Annotated in this window: 10 protein-coding genes; 9 read left to right on the plus strand and 1 reads right to left on the minus strand. The window is 61.5% G+C overall.

Annotation, left to right across the window (positions count from 1 at the left end; translation table 11 throughout):
- Window positions 1–8: 8 nt before the first annotated feature.
- The 7 genes from gloB (at window position 9) to H281_RS0122670 (ending at window position 10,246) form a co-directional block, all read left to right on the plus strand.
- The gene (gene gloB, locus H281_RS0122640; RefSeq protein WP_020069426.1) at window positions 9–800 is read left to right on the plus strand and encodes a hydroxyacylglutathione hydrolase; all 792 of its coding nucleotides are present in this window, start codon (window positions 9–11) and stop codon (window positions 798–800) included.
- 156 nt (window positions 801–956) lie between these two features.
- Window positions 957–2,606 carry a transglycosylase SLT domain-containing protein gene (locus H281_RS0122645; RefSeq protein WP_020069427.1) on the plus strand — a complete coding sequence of 550 codons (1,650 nt, stop codon included), beginning with the start codon at window positions 957–959 and terminating at the stop codon, window positions 2,604–2,606.
- Between the two features lie 201 nt (window positions 2,607–2,807).
- Window positions 2,808–4,046 (plus strand): MFS transporter, encoded by a 1,239-nt coding sequence (locus H281_RS34795; protein WP_020069428.1) that lies wholly within the window; start codon window positions 2,808–2,810, stop codon window positions 4,044–4,046.
- 457 nt (window positions 4,047–4,503) lie between these two features.
- Window positions 4,504–5,658, plus strand: coding sequence for a glutamine-hydrolyzing carbamoyl-phosphate synthase small subunit (gene carA, locus H281_RS0122655; protein ID WP_020069429.1), 1,155 nt, complete (start codon window positions 4,504–4,506; stop codon window positions 5,656–5,658).
- Between the two features lie 96 nt (window positions 5,659–5,754).
- Window positions 5,755–9,009 carry a carbamoyl-phosphate synthase large subunit gene (gene carB, locus H281_RS0122660; RefSeq protein WP_020069430.1) on the plus strand — a complete coding sequence of 1,085 codons (3,255 nt, stop codon included), beginning with the start codon at window positions 5,755–5,757 and terminating at the stop codon, window positions 9,007–9,009.
- Window positions 9,010–9,239: 230 nt separating this feature from the next.
- A complete protein-coding gene (gene greA / locus H281_RS0122665; protein WP_020069431.1) occupies window positions 9,240–9,716 on the plus strand; it encodes a transcription elongation factor GreA in 477 nt (158 codons plus the stop codon).
- A 20-nt stretch (window positions 9,717–9,736) separates the two neighbouring features.
- The gene (locus tag H281_RS0122670) at window positions 9,737–10,246 is read left to right on the plus strand and encodes a DUF4149 domain-containing protein (protein ID WP_020069432.1); all 510 of its coding nucleotides are present in this window, start codon (window positions 9,737–9,739) and stop codon (window positions 10,244–10,246) included.
- A gap of 142 nt (window positions 10,247–10,388) precedes the next feature.
- Here the strand turns inward: H281_RS0122670 and H281_RS0122675 are convergent, their stop codons facing one another.
- Window positions 10,389–10,916 (minus strand): YhbY family RNA-binding protein, encoded by a 528-nt coding sequence (locus H281_RS0122675; RefSeq protein ID WP_020069433.1) that lies wholly within the window; start codon window positions 10,914–10,916, stop codon window positions 10,389–10,391.
- Between the two features lie 223 nt (window positions 10,917–11,139).
- Between H281_RS0122675 and H281_RS0122680 the strand changes: the two genes are divergently transcribed.
- A complete protein-coding gene (locus H281_RS0122680; protein WP_020069434.1) occupies window positions 11,140–11,802 on the plus strand; it encodes an RlmE family RNA methyltransferase in 663 nt (220 codons plus the stop codon).
- A 230-nt stretch (window positions 11,803–12,032) separates the two neighbouring features.
- On the plus strand, window positions 12,033–13,922 hold the full coding sequence (gene ftsH / locus H281_RS0122685) for an ATP-dependent zinc metalloprotease FtsH (protein WP_006051983.1): 1,890 nt from the start codon (window positions 12,033–12,035) through the stop codon (window positions 13,920–13,922).
- The last annotated feature ends 90 nt before the right edge of the window (window positions 13,923–14,012 follow it).

Below are 14,012 nucleotides of genomic sequence, written 5' to 3' on the forward strand. Positions count from 1 at the left end.
CGTCGCCTATGAATGCGCTCGAGTACGTACCGGTCCCGGCGTTTGAAGACAATTACATCTGGGTCGTTTCCGACGGATACCATGCGGTAGTCGTCGATCCGGGTGAAGCCGCTCCCGTTCGCGCCTATCTGGCGAGGCGCGGTTGGCGACTGAGCGCTATTTTACTCACGCACCATCATCAAGACCATGTCGGCGGGGTAGCCGATCTGCTGAATGGCCAGGCCGTTCCCGTCTACGGGCCCGCTGGCGAAGCGATCGGGCATCTCACGCACCGTCTCAAACATGGCGATCGCGTGACGATCGCTGCGCCCGCGCTCGATTTGAGCGTACTCGAGGTCCCGGGCCACACGAGTGGCCACATCGCTTATTTTCAGGCGGCGGACCCGGGCGGCACACCGCATGTGTTCTGCGGCGACACGCTGTTCGCCTGCGGGTGCGGACGGCTCTTCGAAGGCACGCCGAGCCAGATGCTCGCATCGCTCGACTCGCTCGCAGCGTTGCCCGGCGCGACCGAAGTGCACTGCGCGCACGAGTACACGCTGTCCAACATCCGCTTCGCGCTCGCTTGCGATCCGGACAACGACGAACTGCTTGCCTGGCGAGACAAGGCGAGCGATCTGCGGGCTCGCAAGGTGCCCACGCTGCCGACGACGATCGCTCACGAGCGCGCCGTGAATCCGTTCCTGCGTGCCGACAACCCCGCCATTCAGACGACCTTGCGGGAGCAGTTGCATGCCGACGTACCTGACCGGCTGGCGTCGTTTACATTGATGCGCGAGTGGAAAAACCGCTTCCGGTGACCGGGTTCGAGTTGGGCGCTTCCTCAAGCGAAGAATCGGAAGAATTCGCCAAGCCCTAGATTTGCTTGATATTTTGGTCAATTTCCGATTGACGTAGACGTTACGGTTTCGTACTATCGGCTGCAAATTCCAGCCCTTGTGGAAGCCGAGACGTTCATGCGATTTATCTTTAGTGCGTTGCTGGTCCTGACGCTCGCCGCCTGCGCGAGCCAGGGACCAACGACGAGCAGCCCCACCACCGCAACAAATCCCGCCAGCCAGCAAGCCGTAGCCGACGCACTCCGCAAGACAGCCACCGCCAAGGAAACGATCAATGTCGACCAGGGCTCCGTCACGCAGTTGACGAGCGCCGACGCCGATTTATGGGGCCGCATTCGCCGTGGTTTCCAGATGCCGGATCTGCAAACGGACCTCGTCGACATGCAGGTCAACTGGTACGCGCAGCGTCCGGATTACGTGCAGCGCATGACTGAGCGCTCGCAGAAATACCTGTATCACATCGTCGAAGAGCTCGAGGCGCGCCATATGCCGACCGAGCTCGCGTTGCTGCCGTTCATCGAATCGGCGTATAGCCCGCAGGCGTTGTCGGTGGCGAAAGCGGCCGGCATGTGGCAATTCATGCCGGGCACCGGCCGCACTTACAACCTCAAGCAGAATATGTGGCAGGACGAGCGCCGCGACGTGCTGGCGTCCACCAGTGCCGCGCTCGACTATCTGTCACGTTTGCACGACATGTTCGGCGACTGGCAACTGGCACTCGCTGCGTACAACTGGGGTGAGGGCAACGTGCAGCGCGCAATTGCGCGCAATGAAGCGGCGGGCTTGCCGACAGACTATCTAAGCCTGCGCATGCCCAACGAAACGCGCAACTACGTGCCGAAGCTGCAGGCGGTCAAGAACATCGTGTCGAACCCGCAAATGTACGGGCTCGCGTTGCCGTCGATCCCGAACCACCCGTATTTTGTGACCGTCACCACGTCGCACGATATCGACGTGGACATGGCCGCCAAACTGGCTAATCTCTCGCTCGACGAATTCCGTTCGTTGAACCCGTCGTTCAGAAAGCCGGTGATTCTGGGTGCTACGCAGCCGCAAATCCTGCTGCCGTTCGACAACGCGAGCGCGTTCGAGCGCAATCTGAAAACGTACTCGGGTTCGCTGTCGTCGTGGACCACGTACACGGTCACCGAGCGTTCGGCGCCGGCGGCCATCGCGCAAAAGATCGGTGTCGATGCCGACACCCTTATGGAAGTCAACAAGATTCCGGTCGGCATGCGTCTGAAGCCGGGTTCAACCATCGTCGTGCCGCGCGGTTCCGATGACGACGAGGACATCAGCGCGGACGTCGCCGAAAGCGCCGTGCTCGCTATGGAGCCCGACGTTCCCGACACCCGCAAAATGCTGATCCGCGTACGCCGCAATCAGTCCATGGCGGCTATCGCGTTGCGTTATGGCGTATCCGTCGGGCAGTTGAAGTCGTGGAACCGCACGCATCGGGATAGCGTGACGCGCGGGCAGGTCATCGTGCTGCACGTGCCAGTCGGCAGGACTGTTCCGAGCGAACCGGGTCCCGAGCGTATCGCGACCGACGTCCAGGGCGGCGGTGTCCAGAAGATCGGCACGCGTGTGGGCGGCTCGAAAAGCGAATCGCACAACGACTCAAAGAAGGGACGCGGCCACTCCGCTGTAGTGAAGGTGTCCGAGCCGGTTGCCAAGGCCGGCAAATCGAAAGCGTCTGTCGCGCCTGCTGGCAAAGTGACCAAAGTGTCGGCTTCCACGTCGAGCAAAACAAAGAAGAGCAAGTAAGCACGGCGGTGGCAATCGGGGCCCTGACTGGGCCCCTTGCCTTTGGGGCTCACCCAGCCGGTTCGCTGCGAACGTATTTCCGTTTCATTGACGCCGTCACCCTGTGGTGACGGCGTTTTCCATTTGCGGGGCCGGCGGCGGACATAGCCGAATTCCGATATCGTTCGTCATTTGGCCTGCGGCCAACCGGATATTGAGCGTATGTCGTCGACCCAGTTGCGCGTCTTTCTGCTGTTTTCTGCCGGTTATTTCGTGTCCTATGTGTTCCGGGGCGTCAATCTCGGTTTTGCGCCGTTTATCACCCACGACCTCGGGCTGTCCGCGGCTGATCTTGGCGTGCTGACCAGTCTGTACTTTCTCGGCTTCGCGGGCGCGCAAATCCCGGCCGGCGTATTACTCGACCATTTTGGCCCGCGGCGCGTGACGGCAGTCACCTTGCTGTTTGCCGCCGCGGGGATCTGGGTGTTCGGAGCGGCCCACAGCCTCGGAATGATGATGGCGGGGCGGTTGCTCATCGGCGTGGGCGTGTCCGTGTGCCTCGGTGCCGCATTCAAGGCGTTGGCGCAGCATTTCGCATCGGCGCGTCTGCCGCTGATGAACGGTCTCGTGATGGCGATCGGCGGCTTCGGCGGAGTCATGGTCGGCTCGCCCCTCACATGGGTGCTCACCTTCAGCAGCTGGCGCTCGGTTTGCGTCGGCCTGGGTCTGATGACGGTCGCCGTTGCGCTCGCTCAGTGGATGCTCGTCCCGGAGACAAATGAGACCCGTCATCAGGCGAGTATCGGCGCGCAGTTTCAGGGCACGCTGCATATTCTACGGAGCGCCACCTTCTGGAAAATCGCGTCGTTTTCGGTCGTCACGCAGGGCGTTTTCTATGCAATGCAATCGCTATGGGTCGGCGCGTGGCTGCGCGACGTTCAAGGCTTCGCGCCGAAAGAAGCCGCTGCGCTGGTGTCGATTCTTGGTTTCGCGATGATGGCCGGTTGCGTCGGTTTCGGCGCAGCGGCTCGCAGTCTGGAGCGGCGCGGCGTATCGCTGTATGCGTTCTGCGGCATCGGCATGGCGCTGTATGTGTTGACCCAGCTGCTGATCGTGTTCAATGCGCCGCTCCCGGCGAGCTTGCTGTGGGCGGCTTACGGAATCTTCGGTGGCACGGGCATTCTCACGTATGCGGTCATGGCGCGCAGCTTTCCGGCGCAGATGACCGGCCGCGTGAACACCACGCTGACATTGATCATTTTTCTACTGATCTTCGGCTTTCAGATCGGCGTGGGCGCCGTGTTGTCGCATTGGCCGGCGAGCGGCGGCCATTATCCAGCGGCCGCTCATCTCGCGGCGTGGGGAATTCTCATCGCGTTTCAGGTGCTCAGCGCAGTCTGGTACGTGATTCCGGGGCGCAAGCCGGTGCACGCCGCGGCCCACGCTCGGCAGGACGCATGAGCCTTCCCCGGCAATTTTCCGGGAAGCCGCTGAACCGGCACCTTACGGCTCGTACTATCCCGAATCCGGCAACGTAAAACTTGCCGGCTTGCCGTGCGAGCCCGCCCAATAAGGCTTTAACCGGATTGCCGTGGGTCGCGGAGGTGTCGGCATGCCATCTCGGATTTGGAGGGAAGGGCAGTCTCAGGCTATAATTCCGAGGTTTGAGCTTATCAACCCGCACCCTAGCGCCTACCTCTTCCATACCGTTCATCCGCCGCGCGCCACTGGCGTAGCAAGCAGCCCGCACCAAGCCGATCCGTCCACAAAATGGACACATTGGACACCCCGCGCGCGCTTTGCAACGTCAACGGCAGTACGCGAGCGAGTCTGCGCGCGCATCGCATGATGCTGTCCGCTGCGGCTCGCAAACCGGATAGGCAGGTCGGCAACAGGGTGTTCCCCCAAGGAGTCTCCCGTGTTGCCGTCATTTTCTCCCGCTCTGCTCGCGCTCGCCGACGGCACGGTCTTTCGTGGTTATTCGATCGGCGCCCCCGGGCATACCATTGGCGAAGTGGTGTTCAACACCGCTATCACCGGCTATCAGGAAATTCTGACTGACCCGAGCTACGCGCGCCAGATCGTGACCCTCACGTACCCGCATATCGGCAACGTCGGCGTGAACGCCGAAGACGTCGAAGCGACGAAAGTCCATGCCGCCGGGCTGATCATTCGCGACCTGCCGGTTCTCGCGTCGAATTTCCGCATGGAGCGCACGCTCACGCAGTATCTGCAGGACGAAGGCGTGGTCGCGATCGCCGGTCTCGACACCCGCAAGCTGACCCGCGTTCTGCGTGACAAGGGCGCTCAGAACGGCGCGATTCTCGCCGGCTCGGACGACGAGGCCAAGGCTATCGAACTCGCACGCTCGTTCCCCGGCCTCGCGGGCATGGACCTCGCGAAGGTCGTGTCGACGAAAGAAACCTACGAGTGGACGCAGACCGAATGGCGTCTGGAAAGCGGCTACGGCAAACAGAATGCGCCGAAGTATCGCGTCGTCGCGTTCGACTACGGCGTCAAGTACAACATCCTGCGCATGCTCGCTGAGCGCGGCTGCCACGTGACCGTGCTGCCGGCAGAGGCATCGGCCGCGGACGCGCTCGCGCTCAATCCGGACGGCATCTTCCTGTCGAACGGCCCGGGCGATCCCGAGCCGTGCGACTACGCAATCGCGGCCACGAAGGAATTGATCGAGCGTGGCATTCCTACGTTCGGCATCTGCCTCGGCCACCAGATCATGGGCCTCGCGCTCGGCGCCAGGACCGTGAAGATGAAAACCGGCCACCACGGCGCCAACCATCCGGTGAAAGATCTGGACGACGGCCGCGTGATCATCACGTCGCAAAACCACGGCTTCGCTGTGGACGCCGACACGCTGCCGGCCAACGCGCGCGTCACGCACGTGTCGCTCTTCGACGGCACGCTGCAAGGCTTTGCTTTGAGCGACAAGCCCGCGTTCTGTTTCCAGGGCCATCCGGAAGCGTCGCCGGGCCCGCACGACATCGCCTATCTGTTCGACCGCTTCACCGCGTTGATGGACGCGAAGAAGGCCGGCAAGACCGCGGCGGCATAACGAGCGCGGCCAGAAGCAGCGAGAGGTAAAGCGCGCGCAACGCCCAGGCGGCGCGCGCTGACGGAAAGAATTCAGGAATACATTAGCGAGAGCGTTATGCCCAAGCGGACAGACATCAAGAGCATTCTCATTATCGGCGCGGGTCCGATCATCATCGGCCAGGCGTGCGAGTTCGATTACTCGGGCGCGCAGGCATGCAAGGCGCTGCGTGAGGAAGGCTACAAGGTCATCCTCGTCAACAGCAATCCGGCGACGATCATGACCGACCCGAACACGGCTGACGTGACTTATATCGAGCCGATCACGTGGGAAGTGGTCGAGCGCATCATCGCCAAGGAGCGCCCGGACGCGATCCTGCCGACGATGGGCGGCCAGACCGCGCTGAACTGCGCGCTCGATCTGCACGCGCACGGCGTGCTGGAAAAGTACAAGGTCGAGCTGATCGGCGCATCGCCGGAAGCAATCGACAAGGCGGAAGACCGCCAGAAGTTCAAGGACGCGATGACCAAGATCGGTCTCGGTTCGGCCAAGTCGGGCACCGCGCATTCCATGGAAGAAGCGCTGCAGGTTCAGGCGCGCATCGCCGTTGAAACCGGCAGCGGCGGTTATCCGGTCGTGATCCGCCCGTCGTTCACGCTTGGCGGTTCGGGCGGCGGCATCGCGTACAACCGTGAAGAATTCGAGGAAATCTGCAAGCGCGGTCTCGACCTGTCGCCCACGCGCGAATTGCTGATCGAAGAATCGCTGCTCGGCTGGAAAGAGTACGAGATGGAAGTGGTCCGCGACAAGAAGGACAACTGCATCATCGTTTGCTCGATCGAAAACCTGGACCCCATGGGCATCCACACCGGCGATTCGATCACCGTCGCGCCGGCTCAAACGCTCACGGACAAGGAATATCAGGTTCTGCGTAACGCGTCGCTCGCCGTGCTGCGCGAGATCGGCGTGGACACCGGCGGTTCGAACGTGCAGTTCTCGATCAATCCGAAAGACGGCCGGATGATCGTGATCGAAATGAACCCGCGCGTGTCGCGTTCGTCGGCGCTGGCGTCGAAGGCGACCGGCTTCCCGATCGCCAAGGTCGCGGCCAAGCTTGCAGTCGGCTACACGCTCGACGAGCTGAAGAACGAAATCACCGGCGGCCAGACGCCGGCGTCGTTCGAACCGACGATCGACTACGTCGTCACCAAGATTCCGCGTTTCGCGTTCGAGAAATTCCGCGAAGCCGATTCGCGCCTGACCACGCAAATGAAGTCGGTCGGCGAAGTCATGGCGATCGGCCGCACTTTCCAGGAGTCGTTCCAGAAAGCGCTGCGTGGTCTTGAAGTAGGCGTCGACGGTCTGGACGAAAAGACCGATAACCGCGACGAGATCATCCGCGAGATCGGCGAAGCCGGTCCGGACCGTATCTGGTACGTCGGCGACGCGTTCCGTATCGGTATGACGGCGCAGGAAATTTTCGAAGAGACGTCGATCGACCCGTGGTTCCTCGCGCAGATCGAACAGATCATCCTGAAGGAAAAGGCGCTGGCCGGCCGTACGCTCGCGAGCCTCTCGAAGGAAGAACTGAAGTATCTGAAGCAAAGCGGTTTCTCGGACCGGCGTCTCGCCAAGCTCGTCGGCGCGAAGCCCGCCGAAGTGCGGGCTCGCCGCATTGAACTGAACGTGCGCCCGGTGTACAAGCGCGTCGATACATGCGCGGCCGAGTTCGCCACGAAAACGGCCTACATGTACTCGACCTACGAGGAAGAGTGCGAGGCTAATCCGACGAACAACAAGAAGATCATGGTCCTGGGCGGCGGCCCGAACCGGATCGGCCAGGGCATCGAGTTCGACTACTGCTGCGTGCATGCCGCGCTCGCCATGCGCGAAGACGGCTACGAAACGATCATGGTCAACTGCAACCCTGAAACGGTTTCGACCGACTACGACACGTCCGATCGTCTGTACTTCGAATCGCTGACGCTCGAAGACGTGCTCGAAATCGTCGACAAGGAAAAGCCGGTCGGCGTGATCGTGCAATACGGCGGCCAGACGCCGCTGAAGCTCGCGCTCGATCTCGAAGCGAACGGTGTGCCGATCATCGGCACGTCGCCCGACATGATCGATGCGGCCGAAGACCGCGAGCGTTTCCAGAAACTGCTGCAGGACCTCGGCCTGCGCCAGCCGCCTAACCGCACCGCGCGCGCCGAAGACGAAGCGCTCAAGCTCGCCGACGAAATCGGCTACCCGCTGGTGGTGCGTCCGTCGTACGTGCTGGGCGGCCGCGCAATGGAAATCGTCCACGAGCCGCGCGACCTCGAGCGCTACATGCGCGAGGCCGTGAAAGTGTCGAACGACTCGCCGGTGCTGCTCGACCGCTTCCTGAACGACGCAATCGAATGCGACGTGGATTGCATTTCGGACGGCGAAGCGGTGTTCATCGGCGGCGTGATGGAGCATATCGAACAGGCGGGCGTGCATTCGGGCGACTCGGCTTGCTCGCTGCCGCCGTACTCGCTGTCGGGCGAGACCATTGCTGAACTGAAGCGTCAGACCGGTGCAATGGCAAAGGCGCTGAACGTGGTCGGCCTGATGAACGTGCAGTTCGCGATTCAGCAAGTTCCGCAGGCGGACGGCTCGAAGCAGGACATCATTTACGTGCTGGAAGTGAATCCGCGTGCTTCGCGCACGGTGCCGTACGTGTCGAAGGCGACCAGCCTGCCGCTCGCGAAAATCGCAGCGCGCGCTATGGTCGGTCAAAAGCTTGCGGCACAAGGCGTGACGAAGGAAATCGATCCGCCGTACTTCAGCGTGAAGGAAGCTGTGTTCCCGTTCGTCAAGTTCCCGGCTGTCGATCCCGTGCTCGGGCCGGAAATGCGTTCGACCGGCGAAGTGATGGGTGTCGGCCAAACGTTCGGAGAGGCGCTTTTCAAGTCGCAGCTGGCGGCGGGCTCGCGTCTGCCGGAGTCGGGCACGGTGCTGTTGACCGTGATGGACGCCGACAAGCCGAAGGCCGTCGAAGTCGCGCGCATGCTGCACGAACTCGGATATCCGATTGTCGCAACCAAGGGCACTGCGGCTGCGATCGAAGCGGCCGGCGTGCCGGTCAAGGTCGTGAACAAGGTGAAGGACGGCCGCCCGCACATCGTCGACATGATCAAGAACGGCGAAATTGCGCTGGTCTTCACGACCGTCGACGAGACGCGCGCCGCGATCGCCGACTCGCGCTCGATCCGCATGAGCGCACAGGCGAACAAGGTCACGTACTACACGACCATGTCGGGCGCGCGCGCGGCCGTCGAAGGCTTGCGCTACCTGAAGGATCTGGAAGTCTATGATTTACAAGGCTTGCACGCTCGCCTAAACTAAGGCTTCGAGTTCCTGTCCAAGATGTAAGTGCCGCGGTTAAGCGGCGTTCCGCAGGTGCTGTGTCCCGGTTTCTTCCGGGTCGCCGGCTCCCACGGAATGCACTTAACCGCGGTGTTTTTTTACGGCCGCTTTTTGTTTCAAAGCACTCCTCGCATCTGGCTCTTTCGCTTCAGATGCGGCGCGGGGTTCAGCGAACCGGAAGCGGCCCGGCGTTTTCACGAGAGTTGTTTATGAGCACTATTCCATTGACTAAGCGCGGCGCAGACATGTTGCGCGACGAATTGCAGCGCCTGAAATCGGTTGAGCGTCCCGCCGTGATCAACTCGATCTCGGAAGCGCGCGCGCAGGGCGACCTGTCGGAAAACGCAGAATACGACGCAGCGAAGGAAAAGCAGGGTTTTATCGAGGGCCGCATCGCAGAAATCGAATCGAAGCTCGCCGGCGCTCAGGTGATCGATCCGTCCAAAGTGGACGCGGATGGCCGCGTGGTGTTCGGCGCAACGGTCGAACTCGAAGATCTCGCCTCGGGCGCTTCGGTCAAATATCAGATCGTCGGCGACGACGAAGCGGATATCGATCACGGCCTCATTTCCATCAGCTCGCCGATTGCGCGCGCGCTGATCGGCAAGTCGGAAGGCGACGTGGCGTCGGTGCAGGCGCCCGGCGGCGTGCGCGAGTACGAAATCATCGCAGTTAGCTACGTTTGAGGGCCGCTCCGGTGTCCCTGATGCCGCATCGGATTTTCCGTCTGCTGACGGTGGTGTGGGTCGGCAGCCTGCTGACTATCGGCTATGCCGTTGCGCCTGTGCTGTTCACTTCGCTCGACCGGACAACGGCGGGCGCAGTGGCCGCGCAGCTGTTTCGCATCGAAGGGGTGCTCGGCGCCGTGTGCGGCATTTTGCTGCTCGGCCTCGCGAACGTGGTGATCCGGCGCGGCGGGAACGCGTATCGCCGGTTGCGCTGGCTTGTCGCGGGAATGCTGGTGTGCGTGCTGGTTGGTTATTTCGCGCTGCAGCCGTTCATGAATGCGATGCGTATCGCCGCGGTCGAAGCGGGCACCGATGTCGGGCACTCCACCTATGCTGCGCGCTTCGGCATGCTGCACGGCGTTTCCAGCCTGTTCTATCTGATTGAAAGCCTGCTCGGCCTGGTTCTGGTCTGGAAGCTGCCGCTGGGCGAGGGCGCTGGTTCAGTACAGCAGGGCGCCCCCGATGTTTCGGGAAAAGTGACAGGCTAAAGCGCCGGCTGGAGGGCTGCTGCTGTGGTGTGGCGCTCGCTTGCGCTGCCAGCGCGCCAGGCGAAGAGCGCGGCCAAACCTTGAAGTCAAAGCTGGCCGCACGCAATAGGCGCGGAGTTCGCCGCACCTTTCATACGTTTGCTTATTTCGACTGATGCGCGCGCTTGGCGCTTGTTTGCCGCTTTTTCGCGCGTTTGATGTTGCCGCCTTGCGTGACGCGTTCGTTCCCGCGCACCAGCACTGCTTTCGCCTTGGGTTTGCGCATGGGCACTTCGCTAGGCTTCACGACTTTGACGACGCGCGGCGCGCGGCCCTTGCCGGGTTTGGCTTCGACAGCGGCTTCGCGGGCGCTCGGCAATGCGCCGCGCTTGCTCTTTACCGCAGGTTGCGCTGCGGCCTCCGGCTTCCAGATAACCAGCAGCTTGCCGATATGCTGGATCGGCGCGGCGTTCAGCGTGTCGCAGATCTGTTCGTAAATGGCGATGCGTTCTTCGCGTTCGTCGCCGAACACACGGATCTTGATCAGCTGATGAGCGGCGAGGTGGACCTTGATCTCGGCGAGCACGGCGTCGGTCAAACCTTCGGCGCCGACGAGCACGACCGGTTTGAGCGCATGTGCCTGGGAGCGCAACTCGGCGCGTTGGTCGGAAGAGACTTTGAGGGCGGGCATGTGAAGTGGGAGACTCGACTAAAATGGCAGCGCCTGCGTGGCCTATCCCGTCTTTCGATTGATTCGGTTTGGGCGCAATCGGGATACGAGTGGGACAGTACGGCAGGCGGCGCGTCAGAACAACAGAATCGCGGATAACTGCCGGTTTTTGGCGGTCGCCGCGCGAATTAACCGCGTATTATCCGCTAAAGCGTGACATGACGCAGCAAGAGTTCAACGTTTAATGGCAAAAAACAAGTTCAACACGGCGTGGTTGCATGACCACATCAACGATCCTTACGTAAAGATGGCGCAGCGCGAAGGCTATCGCGCCCGCGCAGCGTACAAGCTGAAGGAAATCGATGAGCAGGACAAGCTGATCCGCCCGGGGCAGGTCATCGTCGATCTGGGCTCCACGCCGGGCAGCTGGAGCCAGTATGCGCGCAACAAACTCGCCAAAGGGTCGCGGCGCGACGCCGAGCGGGAAGGCGGGATCGACGGCACAATTATCGCGCTCGACGTGCTGCCAATGGAGCCGGTCGCCGACGTCCACTTCATTCAGGGCGACTTTCGCGAAGACTCGGTGCTGGCCCAGTTGGAAGAATTAGTGGGAGAGCGCCAAGTGGACCTTGTAATTTCGGATATGGCGCCCAACCTGTCAGGGGTGGCCTTGGCGGATGCGGCGCGGATCGAGCATTTGTGCGATCTCGCGCTGGAATTCTCGCAGAATCACCTGAAACCGGATGGAGCCCTTTTAGTCAAATGCTTTCACGGCAGTGGTTACAGCCAGATTGTCGAAAAGTTCAAGCGCCAGTTCAAGGTGGTGGCTGCCCGCAAGCCGAAGGCTTCGCGGGACAAGTCGTCAGAAACGTTTATTTTGGGTAAGCATTTGAAGCGCCCCGCGTAGGGCGGCCCACATAGGGCGGCCCACATAGGGCGGCTCTCGCAGGGCCTGCAGAATGGTTCAGAGTCTGTCCATAAATGCGCTGATGACGGTGGAAATTTGCACCGTTACAGCCCGCTACGCTATTTCTGTGGTAGCGAAACCTTATGGCAGGGGTCTGCGGACTGGATTAGAATGCTTTCGTGGTGCCGCAAGGCAAATGTAGGCGCCCGTCTAAGTGAAGGAGTGGTGCTTTGAACAACAATATGTTTTCGAAAGCAGCAGTGTGGCTGGTTATCGCACTGGTGCTATTTACGGTGTTCAAGCAGTTCGACAAGCCCCGTGTCCAGGAAGGCGTTTCCTATTCGCAGTTCATGGACGACGCGAAGAACGGCAAAGTCAAGAACGTCATTGTCCAGGGGCGGAACCTCACGGTCACTCCAGCAGACGGCCAGAAGTACCAGATCGTGTCGCCCGGCGACATCTGGATGGTCGGCGATCTGATGAAGTATGGCGTTCAGGTAAGCGGCAAGGCTGACGACGAACCCAATGCGCTGGTGTCCGCGCTGTATTACCTCGGGCCGACGATCCTGATCATCGGTTTCTGGTTCTACATGATGCGACAGATGCAGGGGGGCGGGAAAGGCGGCGCGTTCTCGTTCGGCAAGTCTCGCGCGCGTCTGATCGACGAAAACAACAACGCAATCAATTTCACCGACGTCGCAGGTTGCGACGAAGCGAAGGAAGAAGTCTCCGAACTGGTCGATTTCCTGCGCGATCCGCAGAAATTCCAGAAGCTGGGCGGCCGCATTCCCCGTGGCGTATTGCTGGTCGGCCCGCCGGGAACCGGTAAGACGCTGCTCGCGCGCGCCATTGCTGGCGAAGCGAAGGTGCCGTTCTTCAGCATTTCGGGTTCGGACTTCGTCGAAATGTTCGTCGGTGTCGGCGCGGCGCGTGTGCGCGACATGTTCGAGCAGGCGAAAAAGCATGCACCGTGCATCGTGTTCATCGACGAAATCGACGCGGTCGGCCGTCATCGCGGCGCCGGCATGGGCGGCGGTAACGACGAGCGCGAGCAGACGTTGAATCAGATGCTGGTGGAGATGGACGGCTTCGAGGCGAATTCGGGTGTGATCGTGATCGCTGCAACCAACCGTTCGGACGTGCTCGACAAGGCTCTGCTGCGTCCGGGCCGTTTCGACCGCCAGGTCTATGTCGGTCTGCCGGACATTCGTGGTCGCGAACACATCATGAAGGTTCACCTGCGCAAGGTGCCGATTTCGAACGACGTCGACGCAGCGGTGATCGCGCGTGGCACGCCGGGCTTCTCGGGCGCTGATCTGGCGAATCTCGTGAACGAAGCTGCTTTGTTCGCGGCGCGCCGCGGCAAGCGTATTGTCGAAATGACGGACTTCGAAGACGCGAAAGACAAGATCTTCATGGGCCCGGAGCGCAAGTCGGCCGTGATCCGCGAAGAATCGAAGCGTGCCACCGCGTATCACGAGTCGGGTCACGCGGTCATCGCCAAGTTGCTGCCGAAGGCCGATCCGGTGCACAAGGTCACGATCATTCCGCGTGGCCGTGCGTTGGGCGTCACGTGGCAGTTGCCGGAGCATGACAACGAAACGTACTCGAAAGACTATCTGCTCGATCGTCTCGCCATTCTGTTCGGCGGCCGTGTTGCAGAAGAGCTGTTCCTCAACCTGATCAGCACCGGCGCGTCGGACGACTTCAACAAGGCCACGCAAACCGCGCGCGCCATGGTGGCCCGTTTCGGCATGACGGACGCGTTGGGCCCGATGGTCTACGTTGACGACGAAAACGACGCAACGCCGTTTGGTCGTGGCTTCACGCGTACCATTTCGGAAGCAACGCAGCAGAAGGTCGACGCCGAAATCCGGCGCGTGCTGGACGAGCAATACAACCTCGCGAAGCGCCTGCTGGACGAAAACCGCGACAAGGTCGAAGCAATGACCGCCGCGCTGATGGAGTGGGAAACGATCGACGCCGATCAGATCAACGACATCATGGCAGGCCGTCCGCCGCGCTCGCCTAAGAGCTCGCCGCCGTCGGCAAGCGACGCTTCGTCGGGCGGCAGCCCCGGCACCGAAGTCAAGCCGGGCAGCGCGACCGCTCCGGCCTGATCGGCTATCAGTAGAAAGTGCGGGCCGGTGTGTTTCACACCGGCCCGTTTTGCATTTATCCGTCATAAGTGATGTAACGCTACGTGGCCA

This window comes from Paraburkholderia caledonica, from assembly GCF_000383275.1.
GTDB classification, from domain to species: Bacteria; Pseudomonadota; Gammaproteobacteria; order Burkholderiales; family Burkholderiaceae; genus Paraburkholderia; species Paraburkholderia caledonica.

Bases quoted from the DNA above. Each gene is read 5' to 3' on its own strand.
- gloB (WP_020069426.1), top strand. From the start codon at position 9: ATGAATGCGCTCGAGTACGTACCGGTCCCGGCGTTTGAAGACAATTAC.
- H281_RS0122670 (WP_020069432.1), top strand. From the start codon at position 9,737: ATGCCGCATCGGATTTTCCGTCTGCTGACGGTGGTGTGGGTCGGCAGC.
- H281_RS0122680 (WP_020069434.1), top strand. From the start codon at position 11,140: ATGGCAAAAAACAAGTTCAACACGGCGTGGTTGCATGACCACATCAAC.
- H281_RS0122675 (WP_020069433.1), bottom strand. From the start codon at position 10,916: ATGCCCGCCCTCAAAGTCTCTTCCGACCAACGCGCCGAGTTGCGCTCC.
- H281_RS0122645 (WP_020069427.1), top strand. From the start codon at position 957: ATGCGATTTATCTTTAGTGCGTTGCTGGTCCTGACGCTCGCCGCCTGC.
- H281_RS34795 (WP_020069428.1), top strand. From the start codon at position 2,808: ATGTCGTCGACCCAGTTGCGCGTCTTTCTGCTGTTTTCTGCCGGTTAT.
- greA (WP_020069431.1), top strand. From the start codon at position 9,240: ATGAGCACTATTCCATTGACTAAGCGCGGCGCAGACATGTTGCGCGAC.
- carB (WP_020069430.1), top strand. From the start codon at position 5,755: ATGCCCAAGCGGACAGACATCAAGAGCATTCTCATTATCGGCGCGGGT.